General features: G+C 41.0%; 11 protein-coding genes. 5 read left to right on the top strand and 6 right to left on the bottom strand.

Annotated elements, in window-relative coordinates; translation table 11 throughout:
- Window positions 1-68: 68 nt before the first annotated feature.
- Both BM176_RS06080 and BM176_RS06075 read right to left on the bottom strand, forming a co-directional pair.
- On the bottom strand, window positions 69-1,073 hold the full coding sequence (locus BM176_RS06080; RefSeq protein WP_090100609.1) for an inorganic phosphate transporter: 1,005 nt from the start codon (window positions 1,071-1,073) through the stop codon (window positions 69-71).
- Window positions 1,074-1,125: 52 nt separating this feature from the next.
- Window positions 1,126-1,779 (bottom strand): DUF47 domain-containing protein, encoded by a 654-nt coding sequence (locus BM176_RS06075; protein ID WP_090100607.1) that lies wholly within the window; start codon window positions 1,777-1,779, stop codon window positions 1,126-1,128.
- 244 nt (window positions 1,780-2,023) lie between these two features.
- Here BM176_RS06075 and BM176_RS06070 point away from each other — a divergent pair, with 244 nt between their 5' ends.
- The 5 genes from BM176_RS06070 to BM176_RS06050 all read left to right on the top strand — a co-directional run bounded on the left by BM176_RS06070 (window position 2,024) and on the right by BM176_RS06050 (window position 11,701).
- Window positions 2,024-2,854 (top strand): UDP-2,3-diacylglucosamine diphosphatase, encoded by an 831-nt coding sequence (locus tag BM176_RS06070; RefSeq protein ID WP_090100605.1) that lies wholly within the window; start codon window positions 2,024-2,026, stop codon window positions 2,852-2,854.
- A gap of 139 nt (window positions 2,855-2,993) precedes the next feature.
- Window positions 2,994-3,404, top strand: a complete 411-nt coding sequence (locus tag BM176_RS06065; protein WP_090100603.1) for a hypothetical protein — start codon at window positions 2,994-2,996, stop codon at window positions 3,402-3,404.
- Between the two features lie 212 nt (window positions 3,405-3,616).
- Window positions 3,617-6,433 carry a TonB-dependent receptor gene (locus tag BM176_RS06060; protein ID WP_218162152.1) on the top strand — a complete coding sequence of 939 codons (2,817 nt, stop codon included), beginning with the start codon at window positions 3,617-3,619 and terminating at the stop codon, window positions 6,431-6,433.
- Window positions 6,434-6,521: 88 nt separating this feature from the next.
- Window positions 6,522-7,952, top strand: coding sequence for a hypothetical protein (locus BM176_RS06055; RefSeq protein WP_090100600.1), 1,431 nt, complete (start codon window positions 6,522-6,524; stop codon window positions 7,950-7,952).
- Between the two features lie 506 nt (window positions 7,953-8,458).
- Window positions 8,459-11,701, top strand: coding sequence for a TonB-dependent receptor (locus BM176_RS06050; protein ID WP_090101682.1), 3,243 nt, complete (start codon window positions 8,459-8,461; stop codon window positions 11,699-11,701).
- Between the two features lie 497 nt (window positions 11,702-12,198).
- Here the strand turns inward: BM176_RS06050 and BM176_RS06045 are convergent, their stop codons facing one another.
- The 4 genes from BM176_RS06045 to BM176_RS06030 form a co-directional block, all read right to left on the bottom strand.
- The gene (locus tag BM176_RS06045; protein WP_090100598.1) at window positions 12,199-12,603 is read right to left on the bottom strand and encodes a hypothetical protein; all 405 of its coding nucleotides are present in this window, start codon (window positions 12,601-12,603) and stop codon (window positions 12,199-12,201) included.
- A 188-nt stretch (window positions 12,604-12,791) separates the two neighbouring features.
- Complete coding sequence (locus tag BM176_RS32710; protein ID WP_218162151.1) at window positions 12,792-13,091, bottom strand: YHS domain-containing protein; 300 nt, start codon at window positions 13,089-13,091, stop codon at window positions 12,792-12,794.
- Window positions 13,092-13,101: 10 nt separating this feature from the next.
- Window positions 13,102-13,332 carry a hypothetical protein gene (locus BM176_RS06035; RefSeq protein ID WP_090100596.1) on the bottom strand — a complete coding sequence of 77 codons (231 nt, stop codon included), beginning with the start codon at window positions 13,330-13,332 and terminating at the stop codon, window positions 13,102-13,104.
- Window positions 13,333-13,399: 67 nt separating this feature from the next.
- On the bottom strand, window positions 13,400-16,177 hold the full coding sequence (locus BM176_RS06030; RefSeq protein ID WP_143097729.1) for a hybrid sensor histidine kinase/response regulator transcription factor: 2,778 nt from the start codon (window positions 16,175-16,177) through the stop codon (window positions 13,400-13,402).
- Window positions 16,178-16,329: the final 152 nt, after the last annotated feature.

Here is a 16,329-nt window from a genome sequence, read left to right as displayed (position 1 = left end):
GTTAATAATCCCCTGTGTTGGAGATTTTAACGGAGCCTTTTGAATATTATTAACAGCGTGTGCTGTTCTTAAAAGAATAAGGTTGAGATAAAGTAAACCAGTGCGGCTACCAGCGCGCTGATAGGAATGGTAAGGATCCATGCCCATAGCAGGCTTACTGTTACTCCCCAGCGTACTGCAGAAAGACGTTTGGTAGCACCTACACCGATAATTGAACCGGTGATGGTATGTGTAGTACTTACAGGGATACCTAAGGCTTCCGTAAGATACAGTGTAATAGCACCCGCAGTTTCTGCTGCTACACCTTCCAGAGGGGTAACTTTGGTAATACGGGAGCCCATTGTTTTTACAATCTTCCAGCCACCGCTCATAGTACCCAGACCAATGGCGGCAAAGCAGGAGAAAGGTACCCAGTTGGGCACATCTTTAATATCACTGATACTACCATGTGCTACCAGTGCTGCTGCAATGATACCCATTACTTTCTGTGCATCATTACCACCATGGGCAAGGCTCAGTGCACCGGATGAAACCAGCTGCAGACGTTTGAACCAGCTTTCTGCCCGGTAGGGGTTTGCCTTGCGGCAGATATTCAGAATGAAGACGGTAATCAGGAAGCCGACGGCCATACCTATAAAGGGGGCCAATACGATGAAGTACAGGATAGGCAATACTTTGGCATAGTTGATCACATCAAAGGAACCGTGTGCTGCAGCTACTGCAGAACCGATGAAGCCTCCGATCAATGTATGCGAAGAGCTGGAAGGGATGCCATACCACCAGGTAAGCAGGTTCCATAAAATAGCTGCAATAAGTCCGCAAAGGATTACCCGCAGGGTAATAAACTGCTCAAATATAGATTTGGCAATGGTATTACCTACTTTGAACTCTCCATATACATATTTGGAAATAAAGAATGCTGCAAAGTTGAACACGGCGGCCCACAGCACTGCCTGGAAAGGAGTCAGTACTTTGGTAGATACGATGGTAGCTATAGAGTTAGCAGCATCATGAAACCCGTTGATATAGTCAAAGATAAATGCCAGTATAATAATGATAACTAGTAAGGTCATTAGAAAGTTGTTTGCGTTGAAAACAGGCTGGCCTAATTACACAATCTACTGATTATGCATACTTTATGATGATTGACTCTATCACATTGGCGCAATCTTCACACTTGTCTGTAGCGATTTCCAGTGCCTGGTATATTTCGCGCATTTTAAGCAGTTCTCCTGCATTGTTGGCTTCTTTTTCGAACAGGTCTGCAATGGCCATATCATAAATATCATCGGCATGGTTCTCCAGGCTGTTGATCCTAACGCAGGCATCTGTGATGTTGCGCATGTTGGACATAGTACGCAGTTCAGGGATAGCTTTATGTAGTTCCAGGGTACCCTGGTAGATGAGATCTGCCAGTTTACGTACGCTGTCATTGATTTCTACAACTCTGTAAAGATCCAGTCTTTTAGCAGAACCATGGATATAATCGGCCACATCATCAAGGGTGGCAGCAAGGTGGTGGATATCTTCACGGTCAAAGGGGGTAATGAAGTTTTGCCCTAATTCCACAAATATGCGATGTGTAAAATCGTCATTCTTATGCTCCAGCCTTTCTATCAGGTGGGTTTTATCCTTACGTACAGCAGGATCTGTGGATGAGGTAAGTTCTATGAGCACTTTGCCCATTTCCACAAGATTAGCGGCTACATCTTCGAACAATGAGTAAAAAACCCGGTCTTTAGGCACAAATAGTTTAACAAAAGAATTGAAGCCTCCCATACGGTGTAGTTTGAATTTGGCGCAAAAATAGCTTTCCGGGGGCAATACCTCCAAGAAATTTTTTTAATTAATAATTCCTTAACACTGTATTAATGTAAAAGTAATATAGCATTTTTTCCTTTGCAAAGTAGAAATTGACTGCCCATTAACGGATTATAAACATTCAATGCAAGGTCAACTGCGAACTTTTTTTTTCATAAAATAAATAACAGAGAACCGGTTTATTCGGTTCAATTCACCTACAATGTCCGAAAAACGCCCATTAGATATAGCCGTAATTTCAGATGTACATCTTGGAATTTACGGCTGTCACGCTAAAGAACTGATCCAATACCTGGATAGCATTGACCCCAAAATACTCGTTCTGAACGGAGATATCATCGATATCTGGCAATTCAGCAAACGTTATTTCCCAAAGTCCCATACCAAGGTGATCCGCAAAATTCTTAAAATGACAAGTAAGTCAGAAGTCTACTATCTGACTGGCAATCATGATGAGGCATTGCGTAAATACGCAGGCTTCGGATTGGGAAATCTCACTATCGACAATAAGCTGATCCTTGATGTAGATGGTAAAAGGCATTGGTTCTTTCATGGAGATGTATATGATGTAACCATGAAAAACTCAAAATGGCTGGCCAAACTGGGCGGAAAAGGATATGATCTCCTGATCATTATCAACCGGCTGGTGAATAATATCCTGGAAAAAATGGGCCGGGAAAAGATGAGTTTCTCCAAAAAAGTAAAGAACAGCGTAAAGCAGGCTGTAAAGTTTATTTCCGATTTTGAACAGGTTGTAGCAGAAATAGCAGTCGATAAACAATTTGATGTAGTATGCTGCGGACATATCCACCAGCCTATCATTAAAGAAATGCAGCACGATGGTAAACCCGTTTTATATCTGAACTCCGGCGACTGGGTAGAAAGTCTTACATCTCTGGAATATACAGCCGGACAATGGAGCTTGTATCAGTATCCCCTGGGCAAAAGCCAAGTAATATTACCGGAAGAGGAAGAAGACCCAAATCACCCCTGGGGAGATATTTCCAAGGTGATCAGCTTCCCTAATCAGTGACCTCATATAAGGTATTGATTTAACATATATTTATGATATAATAATAACGTCTTAATATTCCGGTAATAGACATCCGCTAAGTTTGCATTGTTGTTACACAGTTAGTTAGACTGGCAATGCTAATAATCCATGATTCACAATGAAAGTATTGAAATTACATCCTTTGATGACTATCTCCCTATTGCAGATGCAGTTTCAGCGATTGCTTTCATGTAATATTGCCGTATATACTATGCATAACTCAATAGCAAATGCTTTTGATACATTGCAGGAAGCCGGGTTTCCGGAAGAGATTCTGATAGAGTTCCCAATTGATGAAACATTAAGTTTAAGAGAGTTTGAGGAAGAACTGGAAGATAAATTCAATTTTACTCTGGAACTATGTAATAAGGATAATAAACCTTTTACAAATAAAGGGATGCACCTTTTTCAATTAATCGCTACAGTTAGTGACGTTTATAAGCATGGAAGTGAGTATAATACACAACTGGATCTTACACTTGAACGATTATTAAATAACAGGCAAGGGCCATCACAGCCTTTCTGCTAGCGCTTTTATCTTTAACCTATATTATGTAATACCCTCTGAAACCATATCTCCTCTCCCTATAGTTGTTAACTATTTTTTAATTATTCCTTAACAATTAACATTCAGGTAACCTTGCAGTAACACTGCGGTAACACTGTGGTAATACTTTTGCGCCAGTAAGTAATCAATCTATATCACGAACGAATCCAACTTAAGAAGTGAAACAATTAATTGTGTCCACACTGTTATGCGCATGTCTTTTTGTGAGTGCCTCACTGTACGCATCTGTAGCTGATAATGGAAAAATAAGCGGGAAAGTAACCGATAAAAAATCGGGGGAAGCATTGATAGGTGTTACTGTTATCATACAGGGAACAGCTACCGGTGCAGTAACAGATGTTGAAGGACACTATTCACTGAATGTAGCTCCCGGCACCTATACCATTGAGTTTAAGTACATGGGGTACCAGACAAAAGCTGTAAGTGATGTAGTAGTAAAAGCGGGTACTCCCACCAGCCTGGCTATCATCATGGATGAACCTAAGTCAAAAGAATTACAGGAAGTAGTAATCAGGGGTTCTTTCAAACAGGAAACAATCAATGCATTATATACCACACAGAAGAACAGCGCTGCTGTATCTGACGGGATCTCTGCCGATGTAATTAAAAAATCGCCCGACCGCAGTACCGGCGAAGTATTGAAACGTGTAAGCGGTACTACCATCCAGGATAACAAGTTTGTAATTGTACGTGGATTGAGTGACCGTTATAACGCGGCCCTCATTGATAATGCGAGCCTGCCAAGCACGGAGCCTAACCGTAAAGCATTCTCTTTCGATATCATTCCTGCCAACATGATCGATAACATTGTTATCACCAAGTCGGCAACACCAGACCTGCCGGGCGACTTTGCAGGTGGTGTGATCAATATTCAGACAAAAGAAATTCCTGAACAACATTTTATAGATATTTCTGTAGGAACAGGTTTCAACACTGTTTCCACTTTCCAGACATTTAAAAGCGGATATAAAAGCAGTACCGACTTTCTGGGATTTGATAATGGTGGACGTAAGCTGCCTTCCAGCTTCCCAAATACCAATGCTATTCTCAACAACCAGTTAACGCCTGCTCAGGAAGTGGCTGCAGAGAAATCATTAAACAACGATTACAGCATTAAAGAAAGAACAGGATTACCCGCTGTTAATTTACAGGCTACACTGGGCGATCATTGGAATACAAAAAAAGATGCCAGCCTGGGGATGATTGCTGCTATCACTTATTCTCACAATGAAACAGTGATGAAAGATGTAATCAGGCATTATGATAACTACGATTATATAGACAATGTATATAAATACTCTTCCAATCTTGGTGCTGTACTGAACTTCGGTTATTCTGCCGGTAAGAATAAGATTGTATGGAAGAACCTTTACAACAGGATCTTTGATGACAACCTGCTTTTGCGTAAAGGTGATAACCTGGGTAGTTCCAAATTTATTAACTATTACGCTTTTGACCTGATCCAGAAATCATTGTTCAAAACAGCAGTAGAAGGAGATCACCAGATAGGAGAAGGACAAAACAAGATCAACTGGTTATTGTCTTATAATAAGGTAACAAACAGTCAGCCCGACCAGCGCAAAATATCTTACGGCAGGGCGATAGATGATGCTACTGCTGTAATGATAGCTGATGTAGGTACTATTGGTAAAGCCAATAACCGTCTGTTTTCTGATCTTGATGAGAATATTTATATCGCTGATGTAAATTATACACATCCGTTTCGCTTCCTGAATAATAAGAGTTCTTTAAAAATAGGTGCATTAGGCCAATACCGTAGTCGTGAATTTCATGCACGTTATATTGGTATGAAATTAGATCCTAATGTAGATGGTGGTGATGCTGTTGCACAACGTCCGATATCTACATTGTATGGTGATGATGCTATCAATGGTGGTTATTACCAGCTGGATGATATTACTTCCAGTGCAGATCAGTACAAGGCCAATACTTTAACAACGGCTGGTTATGTACAGTTTGACAATAGATTCTCCGACAAGCTCCGCCTGGTATGGGGTGTGCGTATGGAATCATTCAATCTGCAGTTGAAATCACCTATCAACAATTCTTCTATAGAACTGGATAATACCTGGACGGACTTTTTACCTTCTGCGAACTTTACCTATTCCCTGAATGAAAGTTCCAACCTGCGTGCTTCATATTACAGAACAGTAGCAAGACCAGAGTTGAGAGAGATTGCACCTTTATCTTATTACGACTATGAAATGTCTTCCCTGATTAATGGGAATACTAAACTGGTACGTAGCCAGATAGATAATGCAGACCTCCGGTATGAACTTTTCCCTAAAGCAGGTGAAATATTATCTGCTTCTGTATTCTACAAACATTTTAAGAATCCGATAGAAAGCAAGGTTACTTCATCCGGTTTAAGTCAGTATGATGTAACTCCGTATAATTTCAACAGTGCATATAATGTGGGTGCTGAAATAGAGATTCGTAAAAAGCTGGGATTCCTTTCACAGAACAGTTTCCTGAAGAACACTACTTTCTATGCTAACCTGGCTTATATTAAATCTGTAGTACAGGATAATTCAGTTGTGAACGCGAAAGACAGACCATTATCCGGACAATCCAATTACGTGATCAATACCAGCCTTGCTTATACATTGCCTAATGATAAAGTAAGTTTCAACCTGTTGTACAATCGTATAGGACAACGTTTGTATCTGGTAGGAGAAGGTGGTGGAGCTGATGGTTCCGGTAAACTGGGAAATATTTATGAAAGTCCGCGTGATCTGCTGGATTTCCAGGCGAGTCTGAATATCAGCAAACGTAGTGGTCTTCGTTTAAATGTTAAAGATATCCTGAACGCAAAGTACCGGTTCTATTATGATCAGAATGGTAATGACAAGTTTGATAATCCTGTTTATAAAAAAGGATCTATCAGTTCAGGAGAGGATTATATTTTACAGCAATTCCGCCCTGGAAGTACATTTACACTGACCTACACTTATCGTTTCTCTAAATAGAAATAGTTAATATATACATAACAGGTAGTTAATACTTACATCATAACGCAAGCATATTTTTGAATTCTTAAACAATTGAAACATTTCCATGAAAAGGTATTTATTTGCTTTAATCGCGCTTAGTTCTTTAAGCATTCTGTCTTCCTGTAGCAAGGATGATAACAACGACAACACTAACAACAATGGTACTGACAGTAGTGGGTTTGTTATAGTGAAAGGTGACATTACTGCTAACCAGACATGGACTGCAAACAAAAAATATTTATTGAACAGTTTCGTGTATGTGAAGAGTGGTGTTACATTAACCATTGAGCCGGGTACTGTTATCATGGGCGATAAGGCTAATAAAGGTACACTGGTTGTAACCCGTGGTGGTAAACTGATGGCAGAAGGTACTGCTGCAAAACCTATTGTTTTCACTTCTTCTCAGGCAGCTGGTGCGCGTAGTGCTGGTGACTGGGGTGGTATTATCCTGCTGGGTAAAGCAAAGGTTAATCCAACTGTTGCAGAAGCTAAGATCGAAGGTGGTCTGATTCCTACAAACGGTGGTGATGAAAAAACATATATCTGGTATGGTGGTACAGATGATGCCGATAACTCCGGTTCTCTGAAATATATCCGTATCGAGTTTGCAGGTCTTCCTTACACACCTGATAATGAAATCAACGGTTTAACAATGGGTGGTGTTGGTAGTGGTACCAAGATCAGTTATATCCAGGTTTACCGTTCAGGTGATGATGCTTTCGAATGGTTTGGCGGTAGCGTAAATTGCGATCACCTGGTTGCTACTAATAGCTGGGATGATGATTTCGATACTGACAATGGCTTCTCTGGTAAAGTACAGTTTGGCGTTGCTCAACGTTATAAATCTACTGCTGACGTATCTGGTTCTAACGGTTTTGAATCTGATAACGATTCAAACGGTTCTGAAAATGCACCTCAAACAAGTGCTGTGTTTTCTAACATGACTATCATCGGACCTATACAGTCTGGTAACAGTACTTCAGGTATCAATGCTAACTTCCAGCATGCTGCACAGATCCGTCGTAACTCATCTATCAGCATTTATAACTCTCTGCTGGTTGGTTTCCCTGTTGCGCTGTATATCGATGACAGCAAAGTAGTAGGTAACAAAACTTCTCAGAATGCTATTGCTGGCAAACTGGTGTTTAAGAACAACATCATTGCTGGTTGCACTACTTCTTACAAAGGAGAATGGCTGACTGCTAATACTGCTGCATGGACTACATGGATAGCTGGTACTGGTACAGAAGTACTGACCAACGTAGCTGATGTATTAATCAGTGATGCTTACAAATATTCTGCTGGTATAACTTCTACTGCTACTGCTATAGGTACTCCAAGCTTCCTGCTGAAAGCTGGTGCTAGTGCTTTAACCGGTGCTGATTTCACTGGTCTTACTGGTTTTACAACCGTAGCTTACCGTGGTGCATTTGATGGTACTACAGACTGGACTACAGGCTGGACTACCGCTGGTGCTGAGGTTACTGCATACTAATAAAGGGAATTAGTTAGTACATATAAAAAAAGCCCCCCGCATTTGCGGGGGGCTTTTTTTATGCATGAGAGTTGCTACGTCTCCAGAGGCTACACTCAAAATAACTTATGAGTCTTCAAAAAATGTTATAAAATTTAACATTCATAATTAATAAAGTTAATATTGGGGTAACACTCTCTTAACACACACACGTTATTTTTGATTTCTGCGAAAAGAATATGGATACCTATAAGCGAACCTGGATCTTTTTCTCCCGCATCTTTACCAATCCGGTAATGTTTTTGTCTGTATGCCATGCCAATACTTTCCTTTAGAAAGTAGGAATGCCTACGCAGATTCTGTACTGAGAAGTTCAGATCTGAACAAAAAGTTGCCTCATATGTTCAAGGAATTAATTTGTAATTCGTTGAAAGTGATACGTGCGCCTATGTGTTAACATTAATTTAATATTGTGTTAACATAGGCGTAATGTAGCAGGGATAGGTTTGCGTCAAAATTCAAAAGACGTGAACAAGATTTACTATTCACTCCTGTTATTTGTAAGTATCCTTGTACTTTCAACAACCAACTTAAGAGCGCAGATCACCTCTTCCCAGTTGACTGGGAAAGTAGTGAGTGCTAAAGGAGAAATTCTTCCCGGTGTTACAGTAATCGCCTTAAACACAAGCACCGGCACCCGTTATGGCGGACAAACAAACGGTGATGGCCGTTATCTGATCAACAACCTGAATCCAGGTGGTCCTTACACAATTACAGTAACTTTCATTGGCTATAAAAAAGAAGAAAGGATAGATGTGAACCTTGGATTAGGTAGCACTACTTTTAACTTCCAGCTGAGTGACGAATCAAAAGCGTTAAGTGAAGTAGTGATCAAAGGTAATAACACTGGTAAGGCCGGCGGTTTCCGCGTAGGTCAGAACCAACTGAAAACACTGCCTTCCCTGAACCGCAGTTTCCAGGATTTTACCCGTGCTACTCCGCAGAGTAATAACAACTCCTTCCTTGGTACCAACTACCGTTACAATAACGTAACGCTGGATGGTGCTATCAATAACGATGCAATTGGATTCAGTCCTTCTCAGGGTGGACAGAGCAACAGTTCTGGTCAGCCAGGAAGCAGTACCCGTACTAACCCTGTATCACTGGATGCAGTACAGGACATCCAGGTGTACCTGGCTCCTTATGATGTGAAGATTGGTAACTTTTTAGGAGGTAGTATCAATGCTGTTACCCGCAGCGGTACTAATGAATTGCATGGTTCCGTATATGGTTTTGGCCGTAATGCTTCCCTGATTGGAAAGAACAATGCAGGTGACGGTTCCAAACTGCCTTCAGATTTTCATGATTACCAGACAGGTGTTCGTTTAGGTTTCCCTATCGTTAAAGATAAATTGTTCTTCTTCACCAACGCAGAGATCACCCGCAGAAATGATCCGGTAATCCTGGGTGCAGGATCGTCAGATATGCCACTGATCACAGTGGCTCAGGCGCAGGCTATCAGGCAGCATATGCTGGATCTGGATGTAACCAAAAGCGGAAAATATGATCCGGGAACTTATAGTAATACCAGCATCTACTCCAATTCTAATAAGTTCTTTAACCGTTTGGACTGGAATATCAGTGATAAACACCGGTTGTCTATCCGTAACAATACCATCACTTCACAGGCTACTAACCTGGAGCGTGATCAGCAGAACTTCCGTTTCGGTGGTATAGATTACAAACAGGTGAATAATCAAACCTCAACAGTAGCTGAACTGAAAAGCCAGTTTTCAAATACGCTTTCAAACAGTCTGATTGTTGGTTATTCTGATATTCATGATTATCGTAATCCTGTGTCTGATCCTTCCCTGGCACAGATCCAGATTAAATCTAACGGTGGAACTATATTCCTAGGTACAGATCGTGAGGCTTCTGTTTTTGATATGAAGCAGAAAACATTTGAGTTTACTGATAACGTGAACATCTTCAAAGGGAAAAATAATATTACAATTGGTACGCACAATGAATTCTACAATATCACTTATGGTTTTGTAAACTCATGGAATGGTCGTGTGGATTATGATAGTGTTGGTGCGTTCCTGGCAGATCAGCCAAGCCGCGTTCGTGGTAACTTTAATTATACTGATAACAGTCGTGATTATATCATGTCTCATCCTCCTGCTAAATTCAAGATTGGCATGTACAGTATTTATGGACAGGATGAGATCCAGATTACTGATCGTTTCAAGATCACTCCGGGTATCCGTTTTGATTATACCAGCTTACCAAACAAGCAGCAGTTGAGCGACAAAACAGTGAATGCTGTTGTTGATGCAAACTATGGTACCACTTATACTTATACCAAGCCTAAAGATATCAGGAACAAATATCTGAACAACATACAGATCTCTCCGCGCCTTGGTTTTAACTATGATATCAATGGTGACCAGAGTCTGGTACTGCGTGGTGGTACAGGATTGTTCACCGGTCGTATTCCATTTGCATGGTTAGGTTATGCTTACTATAACAATGGTAATAGCTTTGGTGCATATGATACTAAATTCAAAAACACTACTCCTGCAAATTCACCTGCTGTTGGTTCTAATCCTGTTAAGGTTTCTGACCAGGGTGCTGCACAGTTTGTTGCCGCACAGGGTGTAGACGTACATGATGCTACCGGTGCTACTCAGGTAGACTTAATCGATAATAACTTCAAGATGCCTCAGATGTGGAGAAGCAGCCTGGCACTTGATTATTCTACTCCGAACCAATGGCGTTTCACTGTAGAAGGTATTTATACCAAAACTATTTATGATCTGAAATTCCAGCAAGTGAACCTGGTAGATAATCCTACGTACAACATTTATGATACGCAGAAACAACAGCCTATCTATAGTGGTGCAAAGATCAATTCCAAATTCACCAATGCTTACCTGTTATCTAATACCAAAGATGGATACCGTTATGCAATTACCGGTCAGGCAAGCAAGACCTTCAAATTTGGTCTGAATGCTTCTGCAGCGTATACTTATGGTCAGTCTAAAGATATTACCAATGGTATCCGTAACTCTATGGAGTCTAACTGGCAGCTGAACCAGGCATTAAATCCGAATAATCCTACACTGGCTTATTCTAACTTTGATATCCGTCACCGTATAGTTGTAACTGCAAACTATAAAGTAGACTGGTTGCACAATGGCAAGTTCATTTCTAACTTCTCTTTATTCTTTAATACCTCTTCAGGTGTTCCTTTCACATATGGTTTCGTAAATGCTACTATACAGGGTACACCGCAGCAGGTAAGTCTTGCTTATATTCCTAAAGATCAGGCAGAAGCGCGTCAGTTCTTTACCGCCGCTAACCAGAGCCAGGCAGATGCATTCTTCTCTTATATCCAGGGAGATAAATACCTGAACAGCCGCAAGGGACAGTTCACAGAACGTAATGGTGGACGTACTCCATGGAATACACAGGCAGATTTCCGCTTTACACAAGATTTCAATGTAAAAGTTAGCAAGTCAACACACACTATCACATTAACTTATGATATAGTGAACCTTACTAACCTGTTGAATAAGAACTGGGGGATTCAATACTTCTCTCCAAATACCTTTAACTCAACAGCCAGTGTTGGTTTAACAACTGCTACTGCTGGTACACCTACTGCTTATCCGGTGTATACCTGGTCTAATCCCGGTACTCCGTATTCAAAGGATTTCTTTGCAAGCAGACATCAGATGCAGTTGGGTCTGAGATATAGTTTCTAAAACTGAATAATTGTTAATACGCTGATAATGCTAGGGTAACAGTGAAGTAATATAGTGAGGTTATCTTTAGTACATCATATTTGAACGTAAGCGTAGATTTTCATAAGCTGTTTTAATTGACCGTCCCGGGAATTCTCCCGGGACGTTTCTTTTGATAGCTGTTAATCAATAAATACACTGCATCTGCCTGTTTTGGTTATTAATTGGGCTTTAGAATAAGGGTTTTTAGATCAGATCTTTATTAAACTTCACCTAAGCATCACGGCAGATAAGGTGTATTTATTGATCAACAGCCATCAAACCTCACCATCATGGGAGACAAGATGTATTCATTGACTAATTGATGGCAATTGAACTTCACCTAACCATTATGGCAGACGCAATGTATTGATGATTAATAGCAATTGAACTTTACCTGGCTATTATGGGAGACAAGGTGGGGCCGACTTTAACTTTTGGACTTACGGGAATATTTTAAGGAAGGGTTATGACTGAGCCTATTCTATCTTCTTAAAAAGCTTGCTGGCATAACCTTTAGTGATCCCTTTCAGCCAGTCATCAACTCTTATAGTAGAATCGCTTTCTTTTTCTACCTGAAGATATTGGGAGAGAGAGTCTGTACCAGTAACGATCAGTTTTACTCCAACCCCATCTGCCAATACCTTATAGGTGCCGGTTTGGTGATAGGAGCTTGCGTTAAATGCAAACTGGCCATTATTCCCGAATATATAATATACAGAATCTGTAGCCGAAATGGCTTGCCAGAAAGTATCCGTTGATGGCATGGTTGCTGCCAGTTGCCATGTACCGGTAACATCAATAGAGGGGGTGGCCTCTGTATCATTCTTCTCACAGCTACAAAAGAAAAGAAGTAGTAGCAGGGTGGTAAAAAGAGATCTCATACATAATGAGTTTGTAATTAGACGTGAATTTGTCAATTATGTTACATCTGGTCGGCGACGAAAAGGGGGAAATCGTCGAAAAGAAGGCATATTTAGAAGTTGCACCGGGATATTTTGCTACGAAACAGGGAAGATATTTATCCGGCTCCGTCAAAAGCCGGATAAATATGATATTAAAAATAGTTTTATTACAGTCCCAGTTTGGAAGCGTATTTCTCCGGATTCTTGTCGAACACCCGTTTACAGGTCGGTGAGCAGAAATGAAGGGTATCTTTTTTGTATACACTCCATTCATGATACATGGTATCATAAGGCATTTGGCATACCGGGTCCGGTAATTTGCCTGCTATTAATGGATCCTGGATTGGCGCCGGGGTCTGTTCTGCCGGTTTTACGGCTACGGTTTCAGCATCCGGTGCTTTTTTAGGAGCATTACTACAGGCCGCCATTAATCCTGTTAACAGACAGAAATAAATAATCTTCATCATGATAAAAAATTTAGGCAGTAACCTCATTATCTTTATTAATACGCATTACCAGGGTGCGAAAGTATACTTTAAGAGACATTCCGATTACAACGCCTGCCAGCAGTGCCATAGAAATGATTAATCCTGTGGCTGTCAGCATCATTGCTGCCATTTTAGGCAGGTACGGTAGAATTATGGCCAGCAGGGCAATGATAAGTATATTACGTATTTCTGTACGGTATTGTTTAATAAAGCCAGTCATATGGTCTGATTTTTATCCTGAATGAACAATTCTCAAATTTACGGCATAAAAATCTTTGGCAACCTGATCAACCTTCATTTTTTTTATAAATCTGTTCCCTGAATCCTTTGGGCGTTTGCTGGCTTCTTGCCTTAAACACGGTAGAAAAATAAGCGGGTGATGAAAATCCGCAGGTAAATGCAATCTCTGAAATAGCCATTCTGGAATTAACGAGTAAATACCTTGCTTTTTTTACTCTGACATCCAGTATATAATCATTGACATTACAGTTCAGCAATTGTTTTACTTTACGATACAACTGTACTTTGGAAATAGATAATTGCTGACAGATATCTTCTACGCTAAAGCCATCATTCCCCAGGTTTTCTTCTACAATTGCAGTAAAATCATTAACGAATTTTCGATCCTGTTTATTGGAATTGTTGGTATTTACCCTTATTTCCGGCTCAGCAATATAATGCTCTTTCAGTAGCGTCCGGTTGCTCAGGATGCTGGAGATAGTTTCCTGCAGGTATTTTAGTTTAAAGGGTTTGCTGATATAGGCATCTGCATTATGGTGCATGCCTTCTATCCGTTGTTCCTCACTATTATTGGCACTGAGTAGTATAATGGGAATATGTGAAGTGCGAATATCTTTTTTCAGGGTACTCAGCACCTGTATGCCGTTAATACCATCCATCATGATATCGCAAAGGATCAGATCCGGGATATGGTGGAAAGCCAGTTGTAATCCTTCAGTACCATTGCCCGCATGGAATACTTCGTACTGCTCATTCAAAAAACCTGCCAGGAAGCTGTTGAGATCCGGATGGTCTTCTATGATCAGTATAGAGTAATGATGTTCCTTACCTGAAACGGGCAGTTGTGTCAGTGGTATGGTATTTTCCAGTTCCTCCATATAGTGGTTCTGCTGTGGATTGATCACATTCACGTATTCCGTTTCCTTTAGTATTTCTTCTGAGGTAAAGGGATCGCTGTACCCAGGCATCGTTATCGTAAAGGTTGTACCAGCACCTTTACGGCTTTTTACACTCACGGAGCCATGGTGTAGCGTAATAATCTCACGGGTAAGGGCCAGGCCAATGCCGGTGCCTTTATGTTCACTTTCCCTGCTCTGGTAAAATAGTTCAAAAGCATGTGCCAGTGTGGATTCATCCATTCCAATGCCATCATCTTCAATAATAATAACGGCATCTCTACCATTCTCCGCTTTTTCAAGGTAGATATGTACTTTGCCATAATCTGAGGTGAACTTAAAGGCGTTGGAAAGGAGATTATAGAGTACACGGTCAAAGAGGCGATGATCAAACCATGCTTTGATACCAGGTTGCCGGCTGATCAGGCGAAGGTCTATGTGTTTTTTTACGGCGAAGCCTTTAAAGGCTTCTATGATGTCAATCATAAATACAGCCAGTTCACTTTCTGATACCTTCAACTGCATTTTGCCACTTTCGATACGGCGATATTCCAGCAATTGATTTACCAGTCGCATGAGACGGCTCACATTTCTCTGCATCAATTCAAGCTGTTGCTTTTGTGAAGAAGAGAGTTGCCGTTCTCCCAGAAGATTTTCCAGGGGTGCCTGAATCAATGTTAATGGCGTACGGAATTCATGGGACAGGTTTGTGAAGAAGTCAAATTTAGCTTCTGTAGCTTTCTGCGCTTTGGCGGTCATTTCAACTAACTGATCCCGTTGCTGGACTATTTCATCGCGCTGTTGTTTCAGCTGATGATTAATACGTCTGTTAGTTCTCAGTATAAAGATCAGTACAATCCCCAGTAGGAAAGCGATACACAGGGTAGTCACTACAATTCGGAGCAGGTGTTGCTGGTCCTGATAGAGACGGCGTTGTTCTTGTAAGAGTGATTGCTGTTGTTCCAGTTCATGGTGCTGAGCCTGGATTTTGTCTATCTGGAGGCGCATCAGTTTTACATTACTGTTATCTATAAGGACCGTCTGTAATAAAGTACTCCGGGGTACCTTTTTCCCGGCGAGTATATCTGCAGCCATGCTGATGGCTTCCTTACCACCGCTGGGGTATAAGAGGGATGCACTCAGTATGCTGCGTGAAACAAGGTCGATGCCAGCGTCAGGATAAGGGCTGGCGTCTACTCCTATAAACCGGATATTCCGGAATCCGGCTTCCCGGCAATAATTATACATGGCATAAGCCATCACATCGTTCTGGGCAAATACGACATCCGCTTGCCGGATGGCCGCTTGATTCCGGATAGCGGCTTCCCTGGTTTGTCTGGGTCCCCAGTTGCCTTCCAGGCTGGTAATTACCTGTAATCCAGGGTATTGGGTGAGGGCATCATGGAATCCCTGGTGTCTTTCTATTGTAGGAGATGAACCACGTAGTCCGGTGACCTCGATGATACGTCCTTTCCCTCCTAGTTGTCCGGCAATATATTCCGCTGCCAGTTTACCTATATTATAATTGTCTCCTCCTATGTAAGCCGTAAAAGAATCTGTGGCTGCTTTTCTGTCCAGTATAATCACTGGTATACCTTTACGATATACTTCCGCAATAATCGGTGCCAGGGGAGTCGCCTCATTGGGTGAGACCAACAGGATATCCATTTTCTCTGACAGCAATTCCTTTATCTGGTTAATCTGACGTTTGCTGTCATCTTCAGCGTCTTTATATAATAACTGCATTTCGGGATGATAGAATAACTCCCGTTTCATTTCGACCAGCATATTTCTGCGCCAGTCATCATTGCCTGTACATTGCGAAAATCCAATACGGTATCTGGGTGTTGATTTTTGCCGGCAGCCCAGGCAACATAAGATTGCAAATAGGCAGGAAATGTAAGTGTACTTGGTAAATATAGCAGACAATATGGTGGAATTTAAAGTGGTGGAATGTCCCTTTTTCGAAAAACAATGATACGAAATTGAAAATGATCTATTGATAATGTATTTTAAATTATTTACAACAAATTGATAATAAGGTTATTAGTTGGGATTTATATGAGAATACAATTTTAGAA

This window comes from Chitinophaga sp. CF118 (genome assembly GCF_900112615.1).
Classification (GTDB): domain Bacteria; phylum Bacteroidota; class Bacteroidia; order Chitinophagales; family Chitinophagaceae; genus Chitinophaga.
Note: the sequence above shows the minus strand (reverse complement) of the source record. Positions and strands in the feature narration are given on the sequence as shown.